Origin of the sequence: Salinivibrio sp. MA351 (genome assembly GCF_001996065.1) — a bacterium.
Classification (GTDB): Bacteria; Pseudomonadota; Gammaproteobacteria; order Enterobacterales; family Vibrionaceae; genus Salinivibrio; species Salinivibrio costicola.
In genome coordinates, this window is record NZ_MUFG01000013.1 from 51,101 (window position 1) to 69,997 (window position 18,897).

The following is an 18,897-nucleotide window of genomic DNA, read 5'->3' on the forward strand; positions in this document are numbered from 1 at the left end:
AACAAAGAAAGCCGAGGCTGACGTTACCCTGAGCGCCGCTTTTCTCAGGGCTTCGCGTTTAACGATATCGACTGCGTCTTGTCCACGGCATCCTCTTGGCAAGACTGGCGACACAAACGCGCATCAATCGATTGATCACCCAGCAATCGCTGCCAGAGGGTTGGCAAGGCGCTGTCTCGTAGCGGCCCTGGCTCAAGCTGCTTAGGCATAACTGACTGCCACTGCCCTTCGGCGTCTTGCTCGGCAAGCAAGAACTGAAAGGGTTGATAGTTTGCTACGCCAAAACGCAAGTCGGTCACCACCTGCTGCCCATTCCGATTTTCAAAACGAATAAAATCACGCGAAAACGTGCGAAGTGCCATTAATGTTTCCGAGCCCGCTAGTGGCCATTGTCCGCGAGGACGCGTGATCCATTGAATATGCTTATCTTTGTCTAAGCGTGACGCGAGTCCTTCCCAGTAGTGGTCGTCGCCGATAATCACCACTCGCCACAGCAGCGTGTTAAACGGGGTGGGCATAATAATATGCGGCCGCCCTGCCAAGTCGGTTCCTTGGGTTTGGGTTGCAACACGTACTTCAATCTTTTCAAGCTGATAGACCGAACTGGCCAGGTAGAGCGTAGAGACTGCCAACCCGATACCACATGCTTTGGCGCCCCGATGTCGCCAAATACACGCGGCGATAACACTGACCAATAAGGGCACCGTATAAAGTGGGTCAATAATAAACAGGCTGGCGACTGCTACCGAAGGCACGTCTAACGGCCAAAAAAGCTTGGTACCATAAACCGTCATCGCATCCAACAACGGGTGTGTCACGAGCACCGCGATCACCAGCGTCATGACTTGCCACAGCGGCCATTGACGACGCCATCGCCACCCGCACCATCCTATGATTGCACCAACCCAAGGCAGCACAAATAATGAGTGACTGAATCCACGGTGGTTGACCGTATTCGCCACCGGATCGCCATAATCAATCAGCACATCTAAGTCAGGTAAGGTGCCCAATGCAGCACCGGCCAAAAGCACTTTTGGAGAACAGCGCTTGCCCGAGACTAACCCAGCAACCGCCGCGCCCAGTGCCGCCTGGGTAATAGAATCCATCGCTTATCCTTTAACAAGGTTTTGATTTATTAGCGTAAAAAGTTGTAAACCGATCACTGGAATAAATTAAGCAGTTTATCGGTTGCCTCTTTTACCTTGTCATCATCCGCTTTATCACCCAGTAACTTTTTAATCCCACGCTGTGCTTCTTTGCGTGCCTTTTCTTCCAAGACTTTGTTGCTGCTGAGTAGCTGCTTGATATCTAATTGATAACTCGGCGATTGCCAGGTACCGGCCACCGTCACTGGGATGGTCACATCACGAAGTTCATCAATATCTTTACCGCCTTGACCCTTGCTGGTTTCAACCACAGACGTGAACACATCAAAATCTAACGTTTCTTTCAGCAAATCAGTTTGCCCCTCACTTCTGACTCGCAGCGCTGGGGCTTCTAGTAGCAGATCGTTGGTGCGTGCCATGCCATTTCCGATGGTAAAACTGGCGGTGAGCGCACTAAAGTCGGTTTTGCGCACATCGTTGGCAGCGTTGCTGGTCGCTTCTCCTTTCAACGTCGCTTTTGCTTCTCTCAGCATTTGTGCCAAGTTAATGCCGTTGATCGCGCCATCCTCAAAGAAAATCGCAGCACTGCCCTGAATCGCCTGACGGAGAGCATAAGGCGATAAACCTTGACCTTGGAGGTTAATATCCACATTGCCTTTGCCTTCAAGCAGATCAACCTGTGCGACATCCTCCAATAACGGCAAGATGGCAATGTTGCGTGCTTTTTTACTCACTTGATAGCGCGCGGGGGTTTGAGTGGCATCTAACATCCCTTGCACAACTACCCTGCCTTCATAGGCTTGCGTGATCAGCTCGGACACGTCGACTTTGCCACGGTTGATAGCAACCGTGGCGCGTGTTTGTCCTAAGGTAACGTTACTCACGGTAAGCCCTTTCATCGCCAGTGAGCCGGCAATATCCAGCGTCTTCAACACTCTCAGATCAGGCTCTTCTTGGCTAAGTGACCCAGTTTGCGTACTGGGGCTGGATTCATCATTGGACCCAGACTGACTTTCGTTTGCAGATTGACGAGGCGCTGCATTGTCTGTCGGTAACAAGGTATCGAGATCGATGTGATTGGTATTGAGTGCAAAACGAATTTGCGGGATATCTGCCAGCTTGATGGCCACTTTACCGTTTATGACCACCTCGTCAGTATTAAGACGGCTGGTCATCTCAGTGATATCTAACGTTTGCTGCTTGGCATCGAAGACGATATCTGCCGCCAGCTCTTGAGTCAGCGACTCGCCGGGTAATGCGTCACCCGAGAGCTGAGTGAGCATGTCCAACCCCTGCACTGTGACCTTGTCTTGGCTTTCTGCCACAGTAACTTGTGCGTTTCCAGAGGTTTCAACCTTTAGCTCTGACGTCTGCGCATTGATATTAAAGCCGAGCTGAGCCGCTTGACCCAAGGCGGCACGGTCGAGGGTAATATTGGCTTCATTGATGGTCATCTCGCCTTGTTGTGCCGAAACATTTAGCGCAAGTTCTCGTAACTGACTTTGTTGTGGATCCGCGGCAAGCTTCAGTTCACCCTGCCCTTGCGCGCTGAAGGTCGCACCATCCTGTTCGCCACGCAGTGATACGGTCAGTGGCGTCCATATATCGGTTGCTATATTGCCCACTTGGAGATCAACATCTCGTAAGGCCGTTTGCGTACCCACCTGATCATCTTTAATCACGACGCTGGCATTGGTGACGCGTAGACCTTGTAAAGAAACTTGCCACGTCCCACTCACTGTATCTTGCTGGCTAGCCGGCTCTGACGACGTCGAACTTGTCTGTTGCTCTGCCGACGCGCCAACGTTTTTTGGTTGAGTTGGCGTCACTGTTTGAGCTGGCGTCACATTGCTATCGCCGTTCGCCAACGTTTGAATAAATACATGCGGGTCTTGTAAGACAATTTCACCCACTTGTAATGTCTGAGACATCAATGGCAACACATCAACGGATAATTGCGCGCGCGACAAACGGAGTAAATCAGGCTCATCAAAACCAGGTCGGTTTTTGATCGCCACATCAGCAATGGAAAAGCCCAAACTCGGCCAGAACTGCCACTCGATGTCGCCACCGATAACGACCTCATAGCCCGTTTGCTCTGCGACTTGTTCCACCAGCAAGGGTTTAAATTGATTGGGGTTTACCGTGGCAATTAAAGTCGCGACGGCGCCAATCAACACCACGACAAATGCTGCGAGAATAAGGACGATTTTTTTTATCATTGCAAGATGCTCCTTGTGTGTCAGACGCGTTATCGACCACGATTTAACCGTCGAGTTCCTGGTGAGAAAAAAAATGCGCCCTCAGGCGCATTTCACTCATTAAGCCTTGTCTTGGCTAATACGAGAGGCCACTGCCCCTTGCTGATTTTTGTACTTGGCATTGTCCCGTTTATTATAAGGCTGGTCCGCTGACCCTGACATGGGCTCAAAGCTTAAGGCGCCGATCGGCATGCCGGGACGTAGCGCTAACGGTAGACGCCCATTATTATAAAACTCTAGAACAATTCGCCCTGACCAGCCCGGATCTATTCGGTGTGCCGTGACATGGACCATCAAACCCAACCGCGCCAACGATGAACGGCCATCGAGCCAACCGACAATATTATCGGGTAATGTCACAGCCTCATGCGTGACTGCCAAGGCCAATTGACCCGGATGAAGATAAAAAGGGTCGCCGTCAGCGATTTCTATTTCATCACTCATAACACGCTCAAGCTGGGCGTTCACTTCTTGTTTCGGCCCCGATAAATCAATATAAGCGGCCCCATGATCGTTAAACACACGGAACTGGTTACCCAGGGTCACATCCGCAGTCACGCCCGAAATCGCGTCTGCGGCAGGACGGGGATCAATTTTGATGCGGCCATCATCAAGGTGTTCTTTGATATGCCTGTCGCACAGTCGCATCTAACATTCCTCACGGTTATTTACTCACGCGGTGTCTTGCTTTGTGCACCGCACTCATTCGATATATTCGCGCACACATTCGATATATTCGCGCACACATTATGGATTAAACCACGACTGATTACCTAGAGAGACAGTCATTGACCCATCATGTGATGGGAGATCATGCCTTACGCTTTAAGTAAACGCGCGATATGCGCTTTTAGTACATCAATCGCAATGCGGTTTTTACCCCCGCGCGGGACAATGATATCGGCATATTGCTTCGACGGCTCAATAAACTGCATAAACATAGGGCGGACCGTCTTTTGATACTGCTCCATCACCGAATCCATGGTACGACCGCGCTCGGCAACGTCACGTTTCATCCGACGCAGTAAACAAATATCAAGTGGCGTGTCCATAAAGACGCTGGCGTGGATCAAATTGCGAAGACGGGGATCGGTGAGAAGCAGAATACCTTCGAGGATGATCACTTTTTTGGGCGTCATCGTCGTGGTTTCTCCCATACGGGTATGCTCGGAGTAACTATAAACCGGCACATCAGCCGGCTGACCGGCGACCAATGCTTCAAGATGCTCACACAAAAGATCGTGATCCAGTGCCTGAGGGTGGTCATAATTGGTTTTTACGCGCTCTTCCATGCTGAGGTGGCTCTGATCACGATAATATCTATCTTCTGTAATCACGCCGATTTGATGATCACCGACTTTTTCCTTTAATTCCTTATAAATGGTGCTGGCGATCAGGCTTTTACCGGAAGCAGAGGCACCTGCAATACCGATAATAACGCAGTGGTGGTTGTTGTCACTCATAATATGAATACCCAGGGGAAGCTTGGCGGAATCAACATAAACCGCCTGATTATAGGGAGTTGAAGCAGCTGGCGCCAGAGAAAATCGCGCTTGTCTGTGCATCCGGCCGCTTTAGCCGATAAATCACGGCCGGTTGCGCAATCAGGGCGACACAGTTTGTACGCTAATCTGTTCAGGACGTGTTTCACCTTGCCAGTAGAGCTGACTGGCGACCGTCGCTGCCATCTGTCGATAAACCGCCGCATGCTCACTGTTAGGGCGCGCGACCATGCTTGGAACACCGGCATCAATATCTTCCCGAATCGCGACATGAAGCGGTACCTGTGCAAGCACTGGCGTCCCCTGCTCTTGCGCCATTTTATCGGCACCCCCTGAGCCAAAAATGGCTTCATGATGGCCGCATTGCGAGCAAATGTGATAACTCATGTTTTCTACCACGCCCAACACGGGAACGTGAACTTTTTCAAACATCGCCACCCCTTTCACCGCATCGGCCAATGCCAAATCTTGTGGCGTTGTCACCACAATCGCGCCTGTCACCGGAAACTGTTGCGCCAAACTCAGTTGGATGTCACCGGTACCAGGCGGCATATCGACGACTAAATAGTCCAGCTCGGGCCACCGTGTTTCGTTGATCAGCTGTGCAAACGCTTTTGAGGCCATAGGACCTCGCCAAACAGTCGCGTTCTCTGCGGGCACCAGATAACCGATCGAGTTTGAGGCGATACCATGGCGCGTCACAGGCTCCATTAACTTGCCATCATGGGTTTGTGGCTCACTATCTTTGGCGCCCAACATGATAGGTAAAGACGGCCCATACACATCCGCATCAACAATGCCGACTGCAGCGCCCTCCGCATGCAACGCAAGCGCTAGGTTCACAGCGGTGGTCGATTTACCGACGCCACCTTTCGCTGAGCTCACAACAATCAGGTTTTTCACCCCTTTCACCGACGTTTTTTCGCCCGTTTTTAACGGTGCCACCCGTTGCATCAGTTCAAATTGGTTGGCAAGGGCATCAGACTGCGCACTGAGCCAATCTTTAAGCGCTTCAGCGATAGAGTGCGCCGCAAAGGGGAACGTGACCCTAAAGCCATGATCTGCGGTTCTCACCCACCCCGTTTGGCTTGCCCACTGCTCGACCAACTGCGGGTGTGAGAATTGATTAAGTAACGCGATCGCATCATCAAGGTTTGAGAGCGAAGCAGCTGTGTCTTCTTTTTTTGTTTTTTTCTTTTTGGACCCAAAAAACATCCAGCACCATCCCGTTGATTGAAATATGTTAGCCGCTCGTGTGCGTCTTTAACGGATAAACGCGCGAGGACCCGGCCTTACACTAGGCAAGGCATATCGTATCAGGTAAGATTTCCGCAATCATTCCATTCATATCATAAGAGCGAATAAACAAGATTATGGCTGCAAACCCACGGAAAATTCTGGTGACCTGTGCGCTGCCTTATGCGAACGGCTCGATTCATTTGGGCCACATGCTCGAGCATATTCAGGCAGATGTATGGGTTCGCTATCAACGCCTGCGTGGCAACACCACTCACTTTATTTGTGCTGACGATGCTCACGGCACACCTATCATGTTAAAAGCGCAGCAAATGGGTGTCGAGCCAGAAGCCATGATCGCCGGCGTGCAACAAGAGCACCAGGCAGATTTTGATGGCTTTGATATCAGCTTCGATAATTACCACAGCACCCACAGTGATGAAAACCGCGAATTAGCGTCATTCATTTATACGCAACTTCGTGATAAAGGTTATATCACCAGCCGCACGATATCTCAGCTGTTTGATCCGGAAAAAGAAATGTTCTTGCCGGATCGCTTTGTCAAAGGCGAATGTCCGAAGTGTCACGCCGACGATCAATACGGCGATAACTGTGATAACTGTGGTGAAACCTATACGCCGGCTGAATTGATCAATCCTCGTTCCGCAGTCAGCGGTGCCACGCCGGTGATGCGTGATTCAGAGCACTTTTTCTTCGATTTACCACAGTTCGAGCAAATGCTTAACGAGTGGATCAAGTCTGGTTCGCTGCAAAGCGAAATCGCTAACAAGATGAATGAGTGGTTCGAAACCGGTCTTCAGCAGTGGGATATCTCCCGCGATGCGCCCTACTTTGGTTTTGAAATCCCCGACCAACCCGGCAAGTTTTTCTACGTTTGGCTCGATGCACCGATCGGCTATATGGGGTCGTTTAAAAACTATTGTGACAAACGCGGTGATATCGACTTTGATGAATACTGGAAGGCTAATAGCGACACCGAGCTATACCATTTCATCGGCAAAGATATTGTTTATTTCCATAGTCTGTTCTGGCCTGCCATGCTGGACGGTGCTGGTTTCCGTAAACCTAACAACGTCTTCGTGCACGGCTATGTCACGGTCAATGGCGCGAAAATGTCCAAGTCAAAAGGGACATTTATCAAAGCCAGTACCTATTTGAACCATCTTGATCCAGAATGCCTGCGGTATTATTACGCGGCCAAGCTCAATAGCCGCATTGATGATCTGGATTTAAGCCTGGATGATTTTATTCAGCGTGTGAACACGGATGTTGTCAACAAGGTCGTCAACCTGGCATCACGTAACGCTGGCTTTATCACTAAGCGCTTTGATGGTCAGCTCTCTGATACGTGCGCCGAACCCGAGCTTTATCAATCGTTCATCGACAAAGCTGAATACATTGGTGAGCTTTACGAAGCCCGAGAGTTTAACCGCGCCATCCGCGAAATTATTGGCTTGGCCGACAAAGCCAACCAATACGTGGACGAAAAGGCGCCATGGGTGATCGCTAAAGAAGAAGGAAAAGACGCCGAACTACAAGCGATTTGCTCTGTGGGGATTAACCTATTCCGTGTGCTGATGACGTACCTCAAACCTGTGATGCCTAAGCTGGCAGAGCGCACGGAAGGCTTTTTGAATGATACCTTGACGTGGGAAAGCATTGCGACGCCACTGACCGGCCATCGCATTAGCAAGTTCAAGGCACTGTTTAACCGTATCGATCCGAAAGCCGTCGACGCCATGATCGCCGCGAGCAAGGAAGATGCAGCCGCTGAACAAGCAGAAAAGGCCAAAGCACAAGGGCCGTTAGCGGACGAGCCGATTGCCGATGAAATCGAATTTGGTGACTTTGCTAAGGTCGATCTGCGTGTCGCTAAAATTGTTGAGTGTGAGGCGGTGCCAAAAGCGGACAAACTGCTGAAGTTTAAGCTCGATATTGGCGGTGAAACGCGTCAGGTGTTCTCTGGGATCAAATCGGCCTACAAGCCGGAAGATCTCGTGGGTAAGCACACCGTCATGGTCGCCAACTTAAAGCCTCGCAAGATGAAATTCGGCATGTCAGAGGGCATGATCCTCGCGGCGGGTCCGGGTGGCAAAGAAATCTGGATTTTAGAGCCGCATGAAGGGGCTCAACCTGGCATGCGCGTCATGTAAAACAGCGCGATAGCTAAAACATCAAAGGGCCCAACAAGGGCTCTTTTTTTTGCCTGCGACTCTCTTAGTTTGCACCGTTTGATAGTTTGCACCGTTTGAGTGCGCTCAAGCGCTATCATAGTGCGTTTTTATCTGATCTTGATGCCCTTAACGCCGCTTTCATAGGATGTGACCCGCTTCTCATCTTTGGCACAGTTCATGCTGAGCTTGATAACGGAGAGTCGCGATCGCAAGGAGAGCATATGGGATGGTTAGTCATGGTAGGCGCACTGGCGCTCGGAATAGCGGTCGTCGTCGCCGTCGTACTTTACCGTCAACGCCCAGATTGGCCGTTACATCAGCTACATGAATTACGTGCGCTGCTGCAGCACGCACGTGAGCTGGCCGCTCAAACACATATTGCTTCCAGTGACTACCAACATTTACTCAGTCAAATTCGTCAATTGCACCACTTAGCGCCTCAGGCACAAAAACCGATGTATCGGCTTTTATTTCATCATTTACATGCGCTACCGCAATACGATGAAGTCACACAAGCACGGATGAAAAACCGCGCGTTACAACATATTATTTATCTTGTTGACGAGGCGGTGCCACCCTTCCTGATAGCCCACAATGACGAAGCCAGCTTGTCGCATTATCAACACGTGTGGTATGCCGTTTTAGAATTATTACAAGCACGTCAGCGATATTCTTACGCCAGTATTCAGTTACACAAAGCGACGCCAAACGCGAGCCAGTCATTAAACCTGCAACAGCAAATTTTAGTGAAACGCTTATGCCAGCTCCAGCACCTTAACCTAGAGGATTCGCTAAACACAGAGATTGATCGTCTTATCTCCCAACTCAGTAACGACGCTGAGCGGGCCTTAGCGACTGAGGCACCGTTAGCAACTGAGAAATCGTTGGCAACTGAGAAACCGTTAGCTAATGAGACACCACTGGCCAGTCGCCTCGCGCTGTCTCAGCGCGTCAATGCAGTGATACTCACCGTGCTCGATAATTGTCTTGCCGACCTATTAGCAGACTTTCCTGCACCACAGGACGATATTTTTAATACCTTATCGCCCTTGCATGAGCCGCGAAATAGCGCTTAACAGATAGCGCTTAACCGATAATCCCCACGTTTATGCAAGCATAAAAAAAGCCGACAATCGTGCCGGCTTCATGGTTATTAAGCACACGGTGAGCCCATTAGCCTATATGCGTTTGTCCACCCATATACGGACGTAATACCTCAGGGATTTCGATACGACCATCCGCTTGCTGATAGTTTTCCAAAATGGCCACCAAGGTACGACCCACAGCGAGGCCAGACCCATTGAGCGTGTGCAACAGCTCAGGCTTCTTCTCACCTTTACGGCGGAAACGCGCCTGCATACGACGCGCTTGGAAGTCCAAGGTATTTGAGCATGATGAAATTTCACGATAGGTATCTTGCGCAGGCAACCAAACTTCTAGGTCATAGGTTTTGGCCGCGCCAAAGCCCATGTCACCGGTGCATAACAGTACTTTTCGGTAAGGCAGGTTCAGCAACTGCAATACTTTTTCGGCATCGGCGGTAAGTGATTCGAGTGCTGCCATAGAATCTTCAGGCTTCACCACTTTCACCAGCTCGACTTTATCAAACTGATGCATACGAATCAGACCACGCGTATCACGTCCGTAGGAGCCGGCTTCTGAACGGAAACACGGTGTGTGTGCGGTCATGCACAGCGGCAGATCCGCTTCATCGATGATCTCATCGCGTACCATGTTAGTCAGAGGTACTTCCGCGGTTGGGATTAACGACATGCCGATCCCTTCTTCGGTGGCCGGCTTGGTGTTAAACAAATCGTCACCAAACTTAGGCAATTGGCCGGTGCCATAGAGGCTGTCGGCATTGACTAAGTACGGCACATACATTTCGGTATAGCCGTGTTCGTTGGTATGTAAATCGAGCATAAACTGGGTTAAAGCACGATGCATGCGCGCCATCTGCCCTTTCATCACGATAAAGCGAGAGCCAGATAGTTTTACCGCACTGGCAAAGTCGAGACCACCGGACAGTTCACCTAAATCAACATGATCTTTGACCTCAAAATCAAACTGACGCGGTTCACCCCAGCGCATGATCTCCTGGTTCTCAGACTCATCTTTACCACTTGGGACGTCTTCCGCCGGTAAGTTAGGCACGCTCATCACCACGTCGTTGACTTTTTGCTGCAGCGCCGCGAGCTCTGTTTTCGCTGCGTCCAACTCATCACCAAGGTTTGACACTTCTTCTAGCAATGGCGCAATGTCTTCACCCTTTGCTTTAGCCTGGCCAATGGACTTCGATCGGGAATTACGCTCTGCTTGCAGTTGTTCGGTGCGAATTTGCAGCGCCTTACGTTGTTCCTCGAGTTCACGCATAGCGTCAACGTCAAGCGTAAAGCCACGACGAGCGAGTTGTTGAGCGGTTTCTTCCAGCTCAGTTCGAAGTAATTTGGAATCCAGCATGCTAATCCTGTGCTTTTCGGGTTGATTAGTTGGTTGTCACTTGTCATCACGTTTGAAAACAAGCGTCGATACTGCGTATTGTATTACGCGATTGGTCAAGGGTGACGGTGGATGTCACCACGACGAGGAGACTGCGTCTTCATGGCGTCGCTGCACTCTAAACCTTACCCAAAAAGGGTAAACTTGCCTAGCGCTTTTGCGGGCTTTTTGCATCCTGCTCGGCCAGAAAGGCGAGCTTTTCGGCGATTTTAATTTCTAGCCCACGATTAACGGGCTGATAATAGCGAGTATCGCCAAGTTCGGACGGTAGATAGCGCTCTCCTGCCGCATAAGCATTGGGCTCATCATGGGCATATCGATAGCCCTTCCCATGCCCCATATCTTCCATCAATGCGGTCGGCGCATTGCGCAAGTGCATGGGAACAGGCGCGTTGGCGGTTTCTTTAGCGTCTCGCAACGCTTGTTTCCATGCGGTGTAAACAGCATTGCTTTTGGGCGCGCTGGCTAAATATACAGCGGCTTGAGCAATCGCTCGCTCGCCTTCCGCCGGTCCTACGCGAGTAAAGCAATCCCACGCATTCAATGCCACCTGCATGGCACGTGGATCCGCATTGCCAATATCCTCCGAGGCGATAGCTAATAAGCGGCGCGCCACATAAAGGGGATCGCCACCGGCACTGACAATGCGTGCGTACCAATACAGGGCGCCATCAGGACTCGAGCCACGGACGGATTTATGAAACGCAGAAATCAAATCGTACCAAGCATCCCCTTGCTTATCGAATTGCGCCACTTTTTCACCGGCAACGTCTTTAAGCATCGACAGCGTCACTTGGCCATCAGCCATATCTGCCAGCATTTCCAGAAGATTCAACGCCATGCGCGCATCGCCACTGCACGCCGCGGTTAACGCCGCTTTAACTCCTTTATCGAAAGTGAGTGCCTGCTCGCCTAACCCGCGTTGCGAGTCGGCAAGCGCTTGATCAATCACGGCTTCAAGATCGCGATCATCCAGGCTTGTCATTCGGTAGACGCTGGCGCGCGATAATAAGGCATTGTTAAGCTCAAACGATGGATTTTCCGTCGTGGCGCCAATAAAGGTGACGGTCCCCGACTCAACATGAGGCAAAAAAGCGTCTTGCTGACTTTTGTTAAAGCGATGTACCTCATCAACGAATAAGACAGTGCGTACACCGGCTTGCTTGTTTTGCTCTGCACGTCCAATCGCATCTCGGATCTCTTTCACTCCGGAGGTCACCGCAGAAATTTGTTCCAGCTCGGCATTAGCTTGACGCGCAGCAATATCGGCCAGTGTGGTCTTGCCTGTGCCCGGTGGTCCCCAAAAAATCATGGAATGAAGCGTCCCCGACTCAATGGCACGGCGAAGCGGTTTGCCTTCGCCAAGCAGATGGCGCTGGCCAATATATTGGTCCAAGGTGACGGGCCGCATACGCGCGGCCAGTGGGCGAAAGTCCTCAGCGAAATCGAGCGGCAAGGTAGGCAAGGCATCCTCCGATGCGGTTAACGTGACTGGCGTTGATCGTCGACCATGACCGACTCAGGCGGGGTAAACGAAAACAAGTCCGCGTCTGGCGTTTGTCGGCTAAATTGGCTCAGTGCGAACTGACTCTGTTGCCCATCTTGCTCAACGACTCTAAAGCCAGTCAAGGTACCATCGGGCTTGACCGTGACATCAAACTGACCAATGGTGCCGGTGGTTTTTGGCGTGAGCGTGAAGGTATTGCCTTCCTGGGTGATTTGGTAATCCTGCCAATCACTCGGTTGGTTACGGGTCAATAGCACGAAGGGCGTTTGTGCTGTTGCCTCTTCTAACCACATGGCAGTTACTTGTTCAACAAAGGGGCTGTAGTACCACAAGGTTTCACCATCAGAAATCATGATGGTTTCGTCCGGCGACGTGGTGGTCCAGTTAAACAAATTAGGGCGTTGGATAGCCAAGGTCCCTTTCGCTTGATGAATCTCGTCACCCTCTGGGCTTTGGACCTTTTGTTCAAACTGTGCGCTGAACGCATCAACCTTATTCAGTCTTTCGATTAAATGTTGTTGCGCCTCTGTTTGCGCTTGCGCGCTGACAACAACCAAGAGAGATATCACCGCCAACAGGTGGCGGACAGCAGCAAATCGAGTCATTGAACCTTCCATTCGATCAATCTTTCGGTGGCGGCGGTGCGATTACTTCGCGATTACCGTTATGGCCTGGTGAACTTACGACACCGTGTGCTTCGAGTTGTTCCACAATACGCGCCGCACGGTTATAACCAATTTTAAATCGACGCTGGACACCAGATACGGAACCACGACGACTTTCGGTCACAAATTCAACCACTTGATCAAACAACTGGTCCAGCTCTTCGCCATCGCCGCCGGTCGGCGCTTCACCAGGTAATAAGCTATCTGCACCTTGATCGCCTTGGGTGATTTCATCGATATATTGCGGCTTGCCTCGCGCTTTCCAATTATTAACCACCCGATGCACTTCTTCATCACTGACAAAGGCACCATGCACGCGGATCGGATGGTTGGAACCATTCGGCATAAAGAGCATATCCCCCATTCCCAGCAACGACTCAGCGCCGCCTTGGTCAAGGATGGTGCGCGAGTCTGTTTTGGTCGAGACAGTAAACGCCATACGCGTTGGAATATTGGCTTTAATCAGCCCCGTAATCACATCAACAGAAGGACGTTGGGTGGCTAACACAAGGTGAATACCCGCGGCCCGTGCTTTTTGTGCTAATCGTGCGATCAACTCTTCGACTTTTTTACCAACCACCATCATGAGATCGGAAAATTCATCTACCACCACCACGATATAGGGCAGTTTTTCCAGTTTAGGCGCCGATTCATCCATACTATCGCCCGATTTCCATAGTGGGTCAGGGATCGGATTATTCGCGGCTTCTGCTGCTTTGACCTTTTCGTTAAAACCTTTAAGGTTGCGCACGCCAAGGGCCGACATCAGCTTGTAACGTCGTTCCATCTCACCCACACACCAACGCAGCGCATTCCCCGCATCCTTCATATCGGTGACAACTTCTGACAACAAATGCGGAATGCCCTCATAGACCGATAACTCCAGCATTTTAGGGTCAATCATGATAAAGCGCACATCTTCAGGAGACGCCTTATAGAGCATACTAACCAGCATCACGTTCACGCCCACAGATTTACCCGACCCTGTCGTCCCTGCCACCAGCATATGCGGTGCTTTGCCAAGATCGGTAATAATGGCTTCGCCGGCAATGTCATTTCCTAACACTACGGAGATCGGCGATTGGCTGTTTTTAAATCGCTCACTGCCAATCACTTCTGACATAAACACCGTTTCGCGATGCTCGTTCGGCAGTTCAAGGCCAATATAAGGTTTACCTGGGATCACCTCGACTACGCGCACCGCGGTGGTTGATAGCGCACGCGCTAAGTCTTTAGACAAACCTGAAATTCGTGAGACCTTAACACCCGGCGCCAAATCAAGCTCAAAACGCGTGATCACCGGCCCTGGATACACGCCCACCACGCGTGCTTGCACTTTAAAATCTTCCAAGCGCGCCTCAACCAAGCGCGCAATTTGCTCTAGCTCTTCGCGCGTGGCTTGTTGCGCGGTATGGCGCGCAGGATCCAACAGATCGAGGGTTGGAAAAGGTTCTGCCGGTTTAGGCAAATTGGGCTCATCTTTCACTAAAAAAGGATGGTCGAGCCCGGCCGCTTGCTGTTGGGATTTTTGTGCTTGGCGAATCGTTTCTTGGAAAGGATCCTCGTCATCATCGGCCAACTTGCTTGCCTGCTCCGCGCGCTCTAGCTCCGAGAGTCCATCTTGATTGCCATAGGTAGTATCAGCGTACTCTGAGTGCTTTGTTTCTGAGAGCTTTGTCTCTAAGTGCTCTGGCTCTGAATGCTTTGTCTCTGAGAGCTTTGTCTCTGAATGCTCTGAATCTGTCGACACGTAAGTTGCGACCGACTCACGATCATGCTGAGTCGGTGTTTGGGCTTGCGGGTCTGAGTCGGTGTCTGCGCTGAATACCGACGCAGAGGGCTCATCATCAGCAACAGCGTTTTGCCATTGTCCCAATGCCGGTTCATCCGCACTCTCTGACAGGGAGGATTCGGATTGCGTCGAACCGGCTTGCTCAGCGGTGGCATGTCCACCAAAGATGATCGACCTTTCACTCTCGTGCGCGCTGTGATCAACGGTTTCCTTTTCCGTCGCTGTCGTTTTTTCAGCGACCGATTTTTTCTCAGAAACGGACGCTTTCTCAGGCGATGTCGGCGTCAATCGACGTAAATCACTCAGCTCCATCGGTTCACAAGTCTCACGCGATTGCGTCACGTCTGTGTGCTCGGGGGCCGATGAGCCAGGCGCACCAAGTTGTGTCGGGGTATCGCCACGCACGCGATTAACCAGCCAGGTGATACCATTTAGCGTCACCGCGCCGAGGTGATCGACGATCGTGAGCCATGAAATTCCCGTGAATAAGGTGAAACCGGCCGCCCAGCCAAACAACATGACCAAGGTGGTCCCTAAGACATTAAACAAGGGCAAAGCAAGGCTATTGGTGACATCTCCCATCACGCCACCCGATGAAAAATGCCAAAAGTCATCAAAATTGAGATCAGCCAACGAACAACTGGTCAGGAAAAGGACCAGAAGCCCCAATAGACGTGCGCCAATAATGGTGTAATTAATGGGTTCATTATCACCACGCCGCCGCAAAAAAACCCAACCGCCAAGAATGGCAGCAGGGGGTAATGGATACGCCAAGATCCCAAACGAGAAGAAAAAGCTGTCTGCTATCCATGCACCCATCGCACCAGCCGCATTATGAACGTCACCATGCCATGCGGTTTGCGACCACGAAGGATCAGCCGGATTAAAAGATAACAATGCCACCATGGTAAACACAGCAGCGGCGAGGACCAAGATGAATCCACACTCTTTTAAACGTTGACCGCCATCTAAACGCGCTTTCGGCTGAGCCGTTTTCGGCTCTCGACGTAAAGAAAACTCCATCATTACCTGTTTAATATTATTCGTTAATCGCATTCCTCACCCTGAATGGAGGCTTGCTCTGATTGCCCTGACTTTATCACATTCATGCCGTGACGGCAGGCATGATGCGTGTTTACGTTCAATCTTTACCGAGATATCACATTCTTTAAATCATGGCGTACAAAAAATAAGCCGAGCGCAATGCCCGGCTTTGGTTATGTTTTGCTTCACCCTATGGCCAACACTTAACGCGTGTGGATCACCAGATGATTACTTTGTTTTACCTCTTCCATTACCACGTAAGTGCGTGTGTCATTCACGCCGGGCAAACGTAGCAAGGTTTCACCCAATAACTTGCGATAAGCCGACATGTCAGCTACTCGTGTCTTTAGTAGGTAATCAAAATCACCGGACACTAACGAACATTCTTGGATGTCTTCTAGTGTCTGCACCGCTTTATTAAATTGCTCAAACACGTCAGGTGCGCCACGATTTAGTGTGATTTCCACAAAAACGAGCAGTGATGCATCTAAATACTGGGGATTAAGCTGTGCCGTGTAGCCAAGAATATAGCCCTGACGCTCTAAACGTCGCACACGTTCTAGGCAGGGGGTTGGAGAGAGACCGACACGTTTTGATAACTCAACGTTGGAGACTCGCCCATCCTTTTGGAGCTCATTTAGGATGTTGCGGTCAATACGGTCCAATTCCTTGGAGGGCTTGTTTTTGGTATCTACCATTTTTTATTCCACCTTGTTACTTCCTTGCAAAAAGATATACCAAATTAAATAACATCTAAACAATCTTTAGCATCAAATGCTGGTTTATTGCCTTTATACTAGCCTGAAAATTGACAATTTCAATAACAAGCCAGCCGATAACACTAAATAAACAAGAGGTGACAGCATGATCATTGGCGTTCCAAAAGAAATCAAGAACCATGAGTACCGCGTGGGTATGGTTCCAGCAAGTGTCCGTGAGCTTATTTCTCACGGCCACTCGGTCTATGTTGAAACCAATGCAGGTAACGGTATTGGTTTCTCTGACGATGACTATAAAGCCGCTGGGGCATCCATTCTCCCTGCCGCCGCTGACGTATTTGCGAAAGCAGACATGATCGTCAAGGTCAAAGAACCGCAAGCTGTCGAGCGTGCCATGCTGCGCGAAGGACAGATTTTGTTCACCTATTTGCATCTTGCACCAGATTTTCCGCAAACAGAAGACTTAATTAAAAGTAAAGCTATCTGCATTGCCTATGAAACGGTAACAGATTCTAAAGGTCGATTGCCACTATTAGCGCCAATGTCTGAAGTCGCCGGCCGTATGTCTATTCAAGCAGGTGCACAAGCGTTAGAAAAATCACACGGCGGTTCGGGCATGCTGCTCAGTGGTGTTCCTGGTGTCGAACCCGCTAAAATCGTCGTACTTGGCGGTGGCGTGGTTGGCTCAAACGCCGCGCGCATGGCAGTTGGCCTCCGAGCTGACGTCACTATTTTGGATAAAAATGTCGATACATTGCGTCGCTTGGACGAAGAATTCCAAGGCCGCGCCAAAGTCGTCTACTCAACCGAGGAAACATTAGACCAGCACGTACTTAACGCTGATTTGGTTATCGGTGCTGTCCTTATCCCGGGTGCTGCTGCACCGAAACTGGTCAACGAAGACCATATCAAGCGAATGAAACCAGGCGCTGCGGTTGTCGATGTCGCTATCGACCAAGGTGGCTGTTTTGCGACCTCACATGCAACGACCCACGCTGACCCAACCTACATCGTTGATGATGTTGTCCACTACTGTGTGGCAAACATGCCTGGCGCTGTCGCGCGCACCTCGACGGTTGCCTTAAATAACGCAACACTGCCCTACATTGTGAAGCTGGCGAACAAGGGATATCGCGATGCTTTAGTTCAAGATGAGCACTTGCGTAACGGTCTTAACGTGATCAGTGGCCACGTTACCATCAAAGAAGTGGCCGAAGGCTTTGATCTTCCATACGTTGATGCCCTGGATGCGCTGAAGTCAGCCCATTAATCGGCAATATCAATGATAGAAATAGAGGGCACCATCACGGTGCCCTTTCTTTAGCCTTCCAATTTACCTACAATCACTCCATTCAAAAAAACGAACCTCTTTCCTGCTCGGAGACGTGAATGAGTAACATTAAGCATGCGAACCTATTGATTCTTGGTTCAGGCCCAGCGGGCTACACCGCGGCTGTTTACGCGGCTCGTGCCAATTTAAACCCTGTTATGGTAACAGGCATGCAACAAGGGGGTCAGCTGACCACCACCACGGATGTTGAAAACTGGCCTGGCGATCCGGAAGGACTAACCGGTCCCGCATTAATGGATCGCATGAAAGCCCACGCAGAAAAATTCGATACTGAGATTATTTTTGATCACATCAATGACGTGGATTTATCCTCACGCCCTTTCCGTCTAAAAGGCGACAACGGCGAGTTCACTTGCGATGCCTTGATTATTTCGACGGGAGCGTCTGCGCAATACCTTGGCTTACCGTCTGAAGACGCGTTCAAGGGACGTGGCGTATCAGCCTGTGCGACCTGTGATGGCTTTTTCTATCGCAACCAAAAAGTGGCGGTAATTGGTGGCGGTAATACAGCAGTCGAAGAGGCGTTATACCTTTCTAACATCGCCTCTGAAGTGCATGTTGTCCATCGTCGCGATACCTTCCGTGCTGAGAAAATTCTGGTCGATCGTATGATGGACAAAGTGAAGAACGGTAATATTGTCCTGCACACTAACCGGGTATTGGATGAAGTGTTGGGCGATGAAATGGGCGTGACACAAGCGCGCTTAAAAGACACACAAAGCGATGAGACTGAAACCCTTGATGTGATGGGTGTTTTTGTTGCGATTGGCCATAAACCTAACACAGACATCTTTGCTGACCAGCTGAAAATGGAAAACGGCTATATCCAGGTTGAATCAGGCCTAAGTGGCAATGCAACCCAGACAAGCGTCGAAGGCGTATTTGCGGCTGGTGATGTCATGGACCACGTATACCGTCAAGCGATTACCTCTGCAGGGACCGGCTGTATGGCGGCTCTAGATGCCGAGCGTTATCTCGACGCACTCGCGAATCAGTAATTTCTCGCGCTCATGCAGGCTA

Annotated in this window: 14 protein-coding genes; 4 read left to right on the forward strand and 10 right to left on the reverse strand. The window is 50.5% G+C overall.

Annotated elements, in window-relative coordinates:
- Positions 1-44: 44 nt before the first annotated feature.
- From BZG78_RS08800 to apbC, 5 genes are all read right to left on the reverse strand, one after another.
- On the reverse strand, positions 45-1,106 hold the full coding sequence (locus tag BZG78_RS08800; protein ID WP_077660979.1) for a metal-dependent hydrolase: 1,062 nt from the start codon (positions 1,104-1,106) through the stop codon (positions 45-47).
- A gap of 53 nt (positions 1,107-1,159) precedes the next feature.
- Entirely contained in the window at positions 1,160-3,328 is a 2,169-nt protein-coding gene (locus BZG78_RS08805; RefSeq protein ID WP_077660980.1) for an AsmA family protein, read from the reverse strand.
- A 99-nt stretch (positions 3,329-3,427) separates the two neighbouring features.
- Positions 3,428-4,015: a dCTP deaminase gene (gene dcd / locus BZG78_RS08810; protein ID WP_021022410.1), complete on the reverse strand. Its 588-nt coding sequence runs from the start codon at positions 4,013-4,015 to the stop codon at positions 3,428-3,430.
- Positions 4,016-4,185: 170 nt separating this feature from the next.
- Entirely contained in the window at positions 4,186-4,830 is a 645-nt protein-coding gene (gene udk, locus BZG78_RS08815; protein ID WP_077460248.1) for a uridine kinase, read from the reverse strand.
- Between the two features lie 141 nt (positions 4,831-4,971).
- Positions 4,972-6,084: an iron-sulfur cluster carrier protein ApbC gene (apbC, locus tag BZG78_RS08820; RefSeq protein ID WP_077660981.1), complete on the reverse strand. Its 1,113-nt coding sequence runs from the start codon at positions 6,082-6,084 to the stop codon at positions 4,972-4,974.
- A 158-nt stretch (positions 6,085-6,242) separates the two neighbouring features.
- Here apbC and metG point away from each other — a divergent pair, with 158 nt between their 5' ends.
- On the forward strand, positions 6,243-8,279 hold the full coding sequence (gene metG / locus BZG78_RS08825) for a methionine--tRNA ligase (protein WP_077460195.1): 2,037 nt from the start codon (positions 6,243-6,245) through the stop codon (positions 8,277-8,279).
- A gap of 242 nt (positions 8,280-8,521) precedes the next feature.
- Positions 8,522-9,376 carry a hypothetical protein gene (locus tag BZG78_RS08830; RefSeq protein ID WP_077660982.1) on the forward strand — a complete coding sequence of 285 codons (855 nt, stop codon included), beginning with the start codon at positions 8,522-8,524 and terminating at the stop codon, positions 9,374-9,376.
- A 97-nt stretch (positions 9,377-9,473) separates the two neighbouring features.
- Here BZG78_RS08830 and serS read toward each other — a convergent pair whose 3' ends face one another.
- From serS to lrp, 5 genes are all read right to left on the reverse strand, one after another.
- Positions 9,474-10,760, reverse strand: a complete 1,287-nt coding sequence (serS, locus tag BZG78_RS08835; RefSeq protein WP_077460193.1) for a serine--tRNA ligase — start codon at positions 10,758-10,760, stop codon at positions 9,474-9,476.
- Between the two features lie 187 nt (positions 10,761-10,947).
- Positions 10,948-12,210, reverse strand: a complete 1,263-nt coding sequence (locus BZG78_RS08840) for a replication-associated recombination protein A (RefSeq protein WP_077660987.1) — start codon at positions 12,208-12,210, stop codon at positions 10,948-10,950.
- Between the two features lie 71 nt (positions 12,211-12,281).
- The gene (gene lolA, locus BZG78_RS08845; protein WP_021022417.1) at positions 12,282-12,911 is read right to left on the reverse strand and encodes an outer membrane lipoprotein chaperone LolA; all 630 of its coding nucleotides are present in this window, start codon (positions 12,909-12,911) and stop codon (positions 12,282-12,284) included.
- 16 nt (positions 12,912-12,927) lie between these two features.
- Positions 12,928-15,786, reverse strand: a complete 2,859-nt coding sequence (locus tag BZG78_RS08850) for a DNA translocase FtsK (RefSeq protein ID WP_077660988.1) — start codon at positions 15,784-15,786, stop codon at positions 12,928-12,930.
- Between the two features lie 224 nt (positions 15,787-16,010).
- The gene (lrp, locus tag BZG78_RS08855) at positions 16,011-16,505 is read right to left on the reverse strand and encodes a leucine-responsive transcriptional regulator Lrp (protein WP_077460192.1); all 495 of its coding nucleotides are present in this window, start codon (positions 16,503-16,505) and stop codon (positions 16,011-16,013) included.
- Between the two features lie 166 nt (positions 16,506-16,671).
- Here lrp and ald point away from each other — a divergent pair, with 166 nt between their 5' ends.
- Together ald and trxB are read left to right on the forward strand one after the other, a co-directional pair.
- On the forward strand, positions 16,672-17,796 hold the full coding sequence (gene ald, locus BZG78_RS08860; RefSeq protein ID WP_021022420.1) for an alanine dehydrogenase: 1,125 nt from the start codon (positions 16,672-16,674) through the stop codon (positions 17,794-17,796).
- Positions 17,797-17,915: 119 nt separating this feature from the next.
- Positions 17,916-18,875, forward strand: coding sequence for a thioredoxin-disulfide reductase (gene trxB, locus BZG78_RS08865; RefSeq protein WP_077460191.1), 960 nt, complete (start codon positions 17,916-17,918; stop codon positions 18,873-18,875).
- The last annotated feature ends 22 nt before the right edge of the window (positions 18,876-18,897 follow it).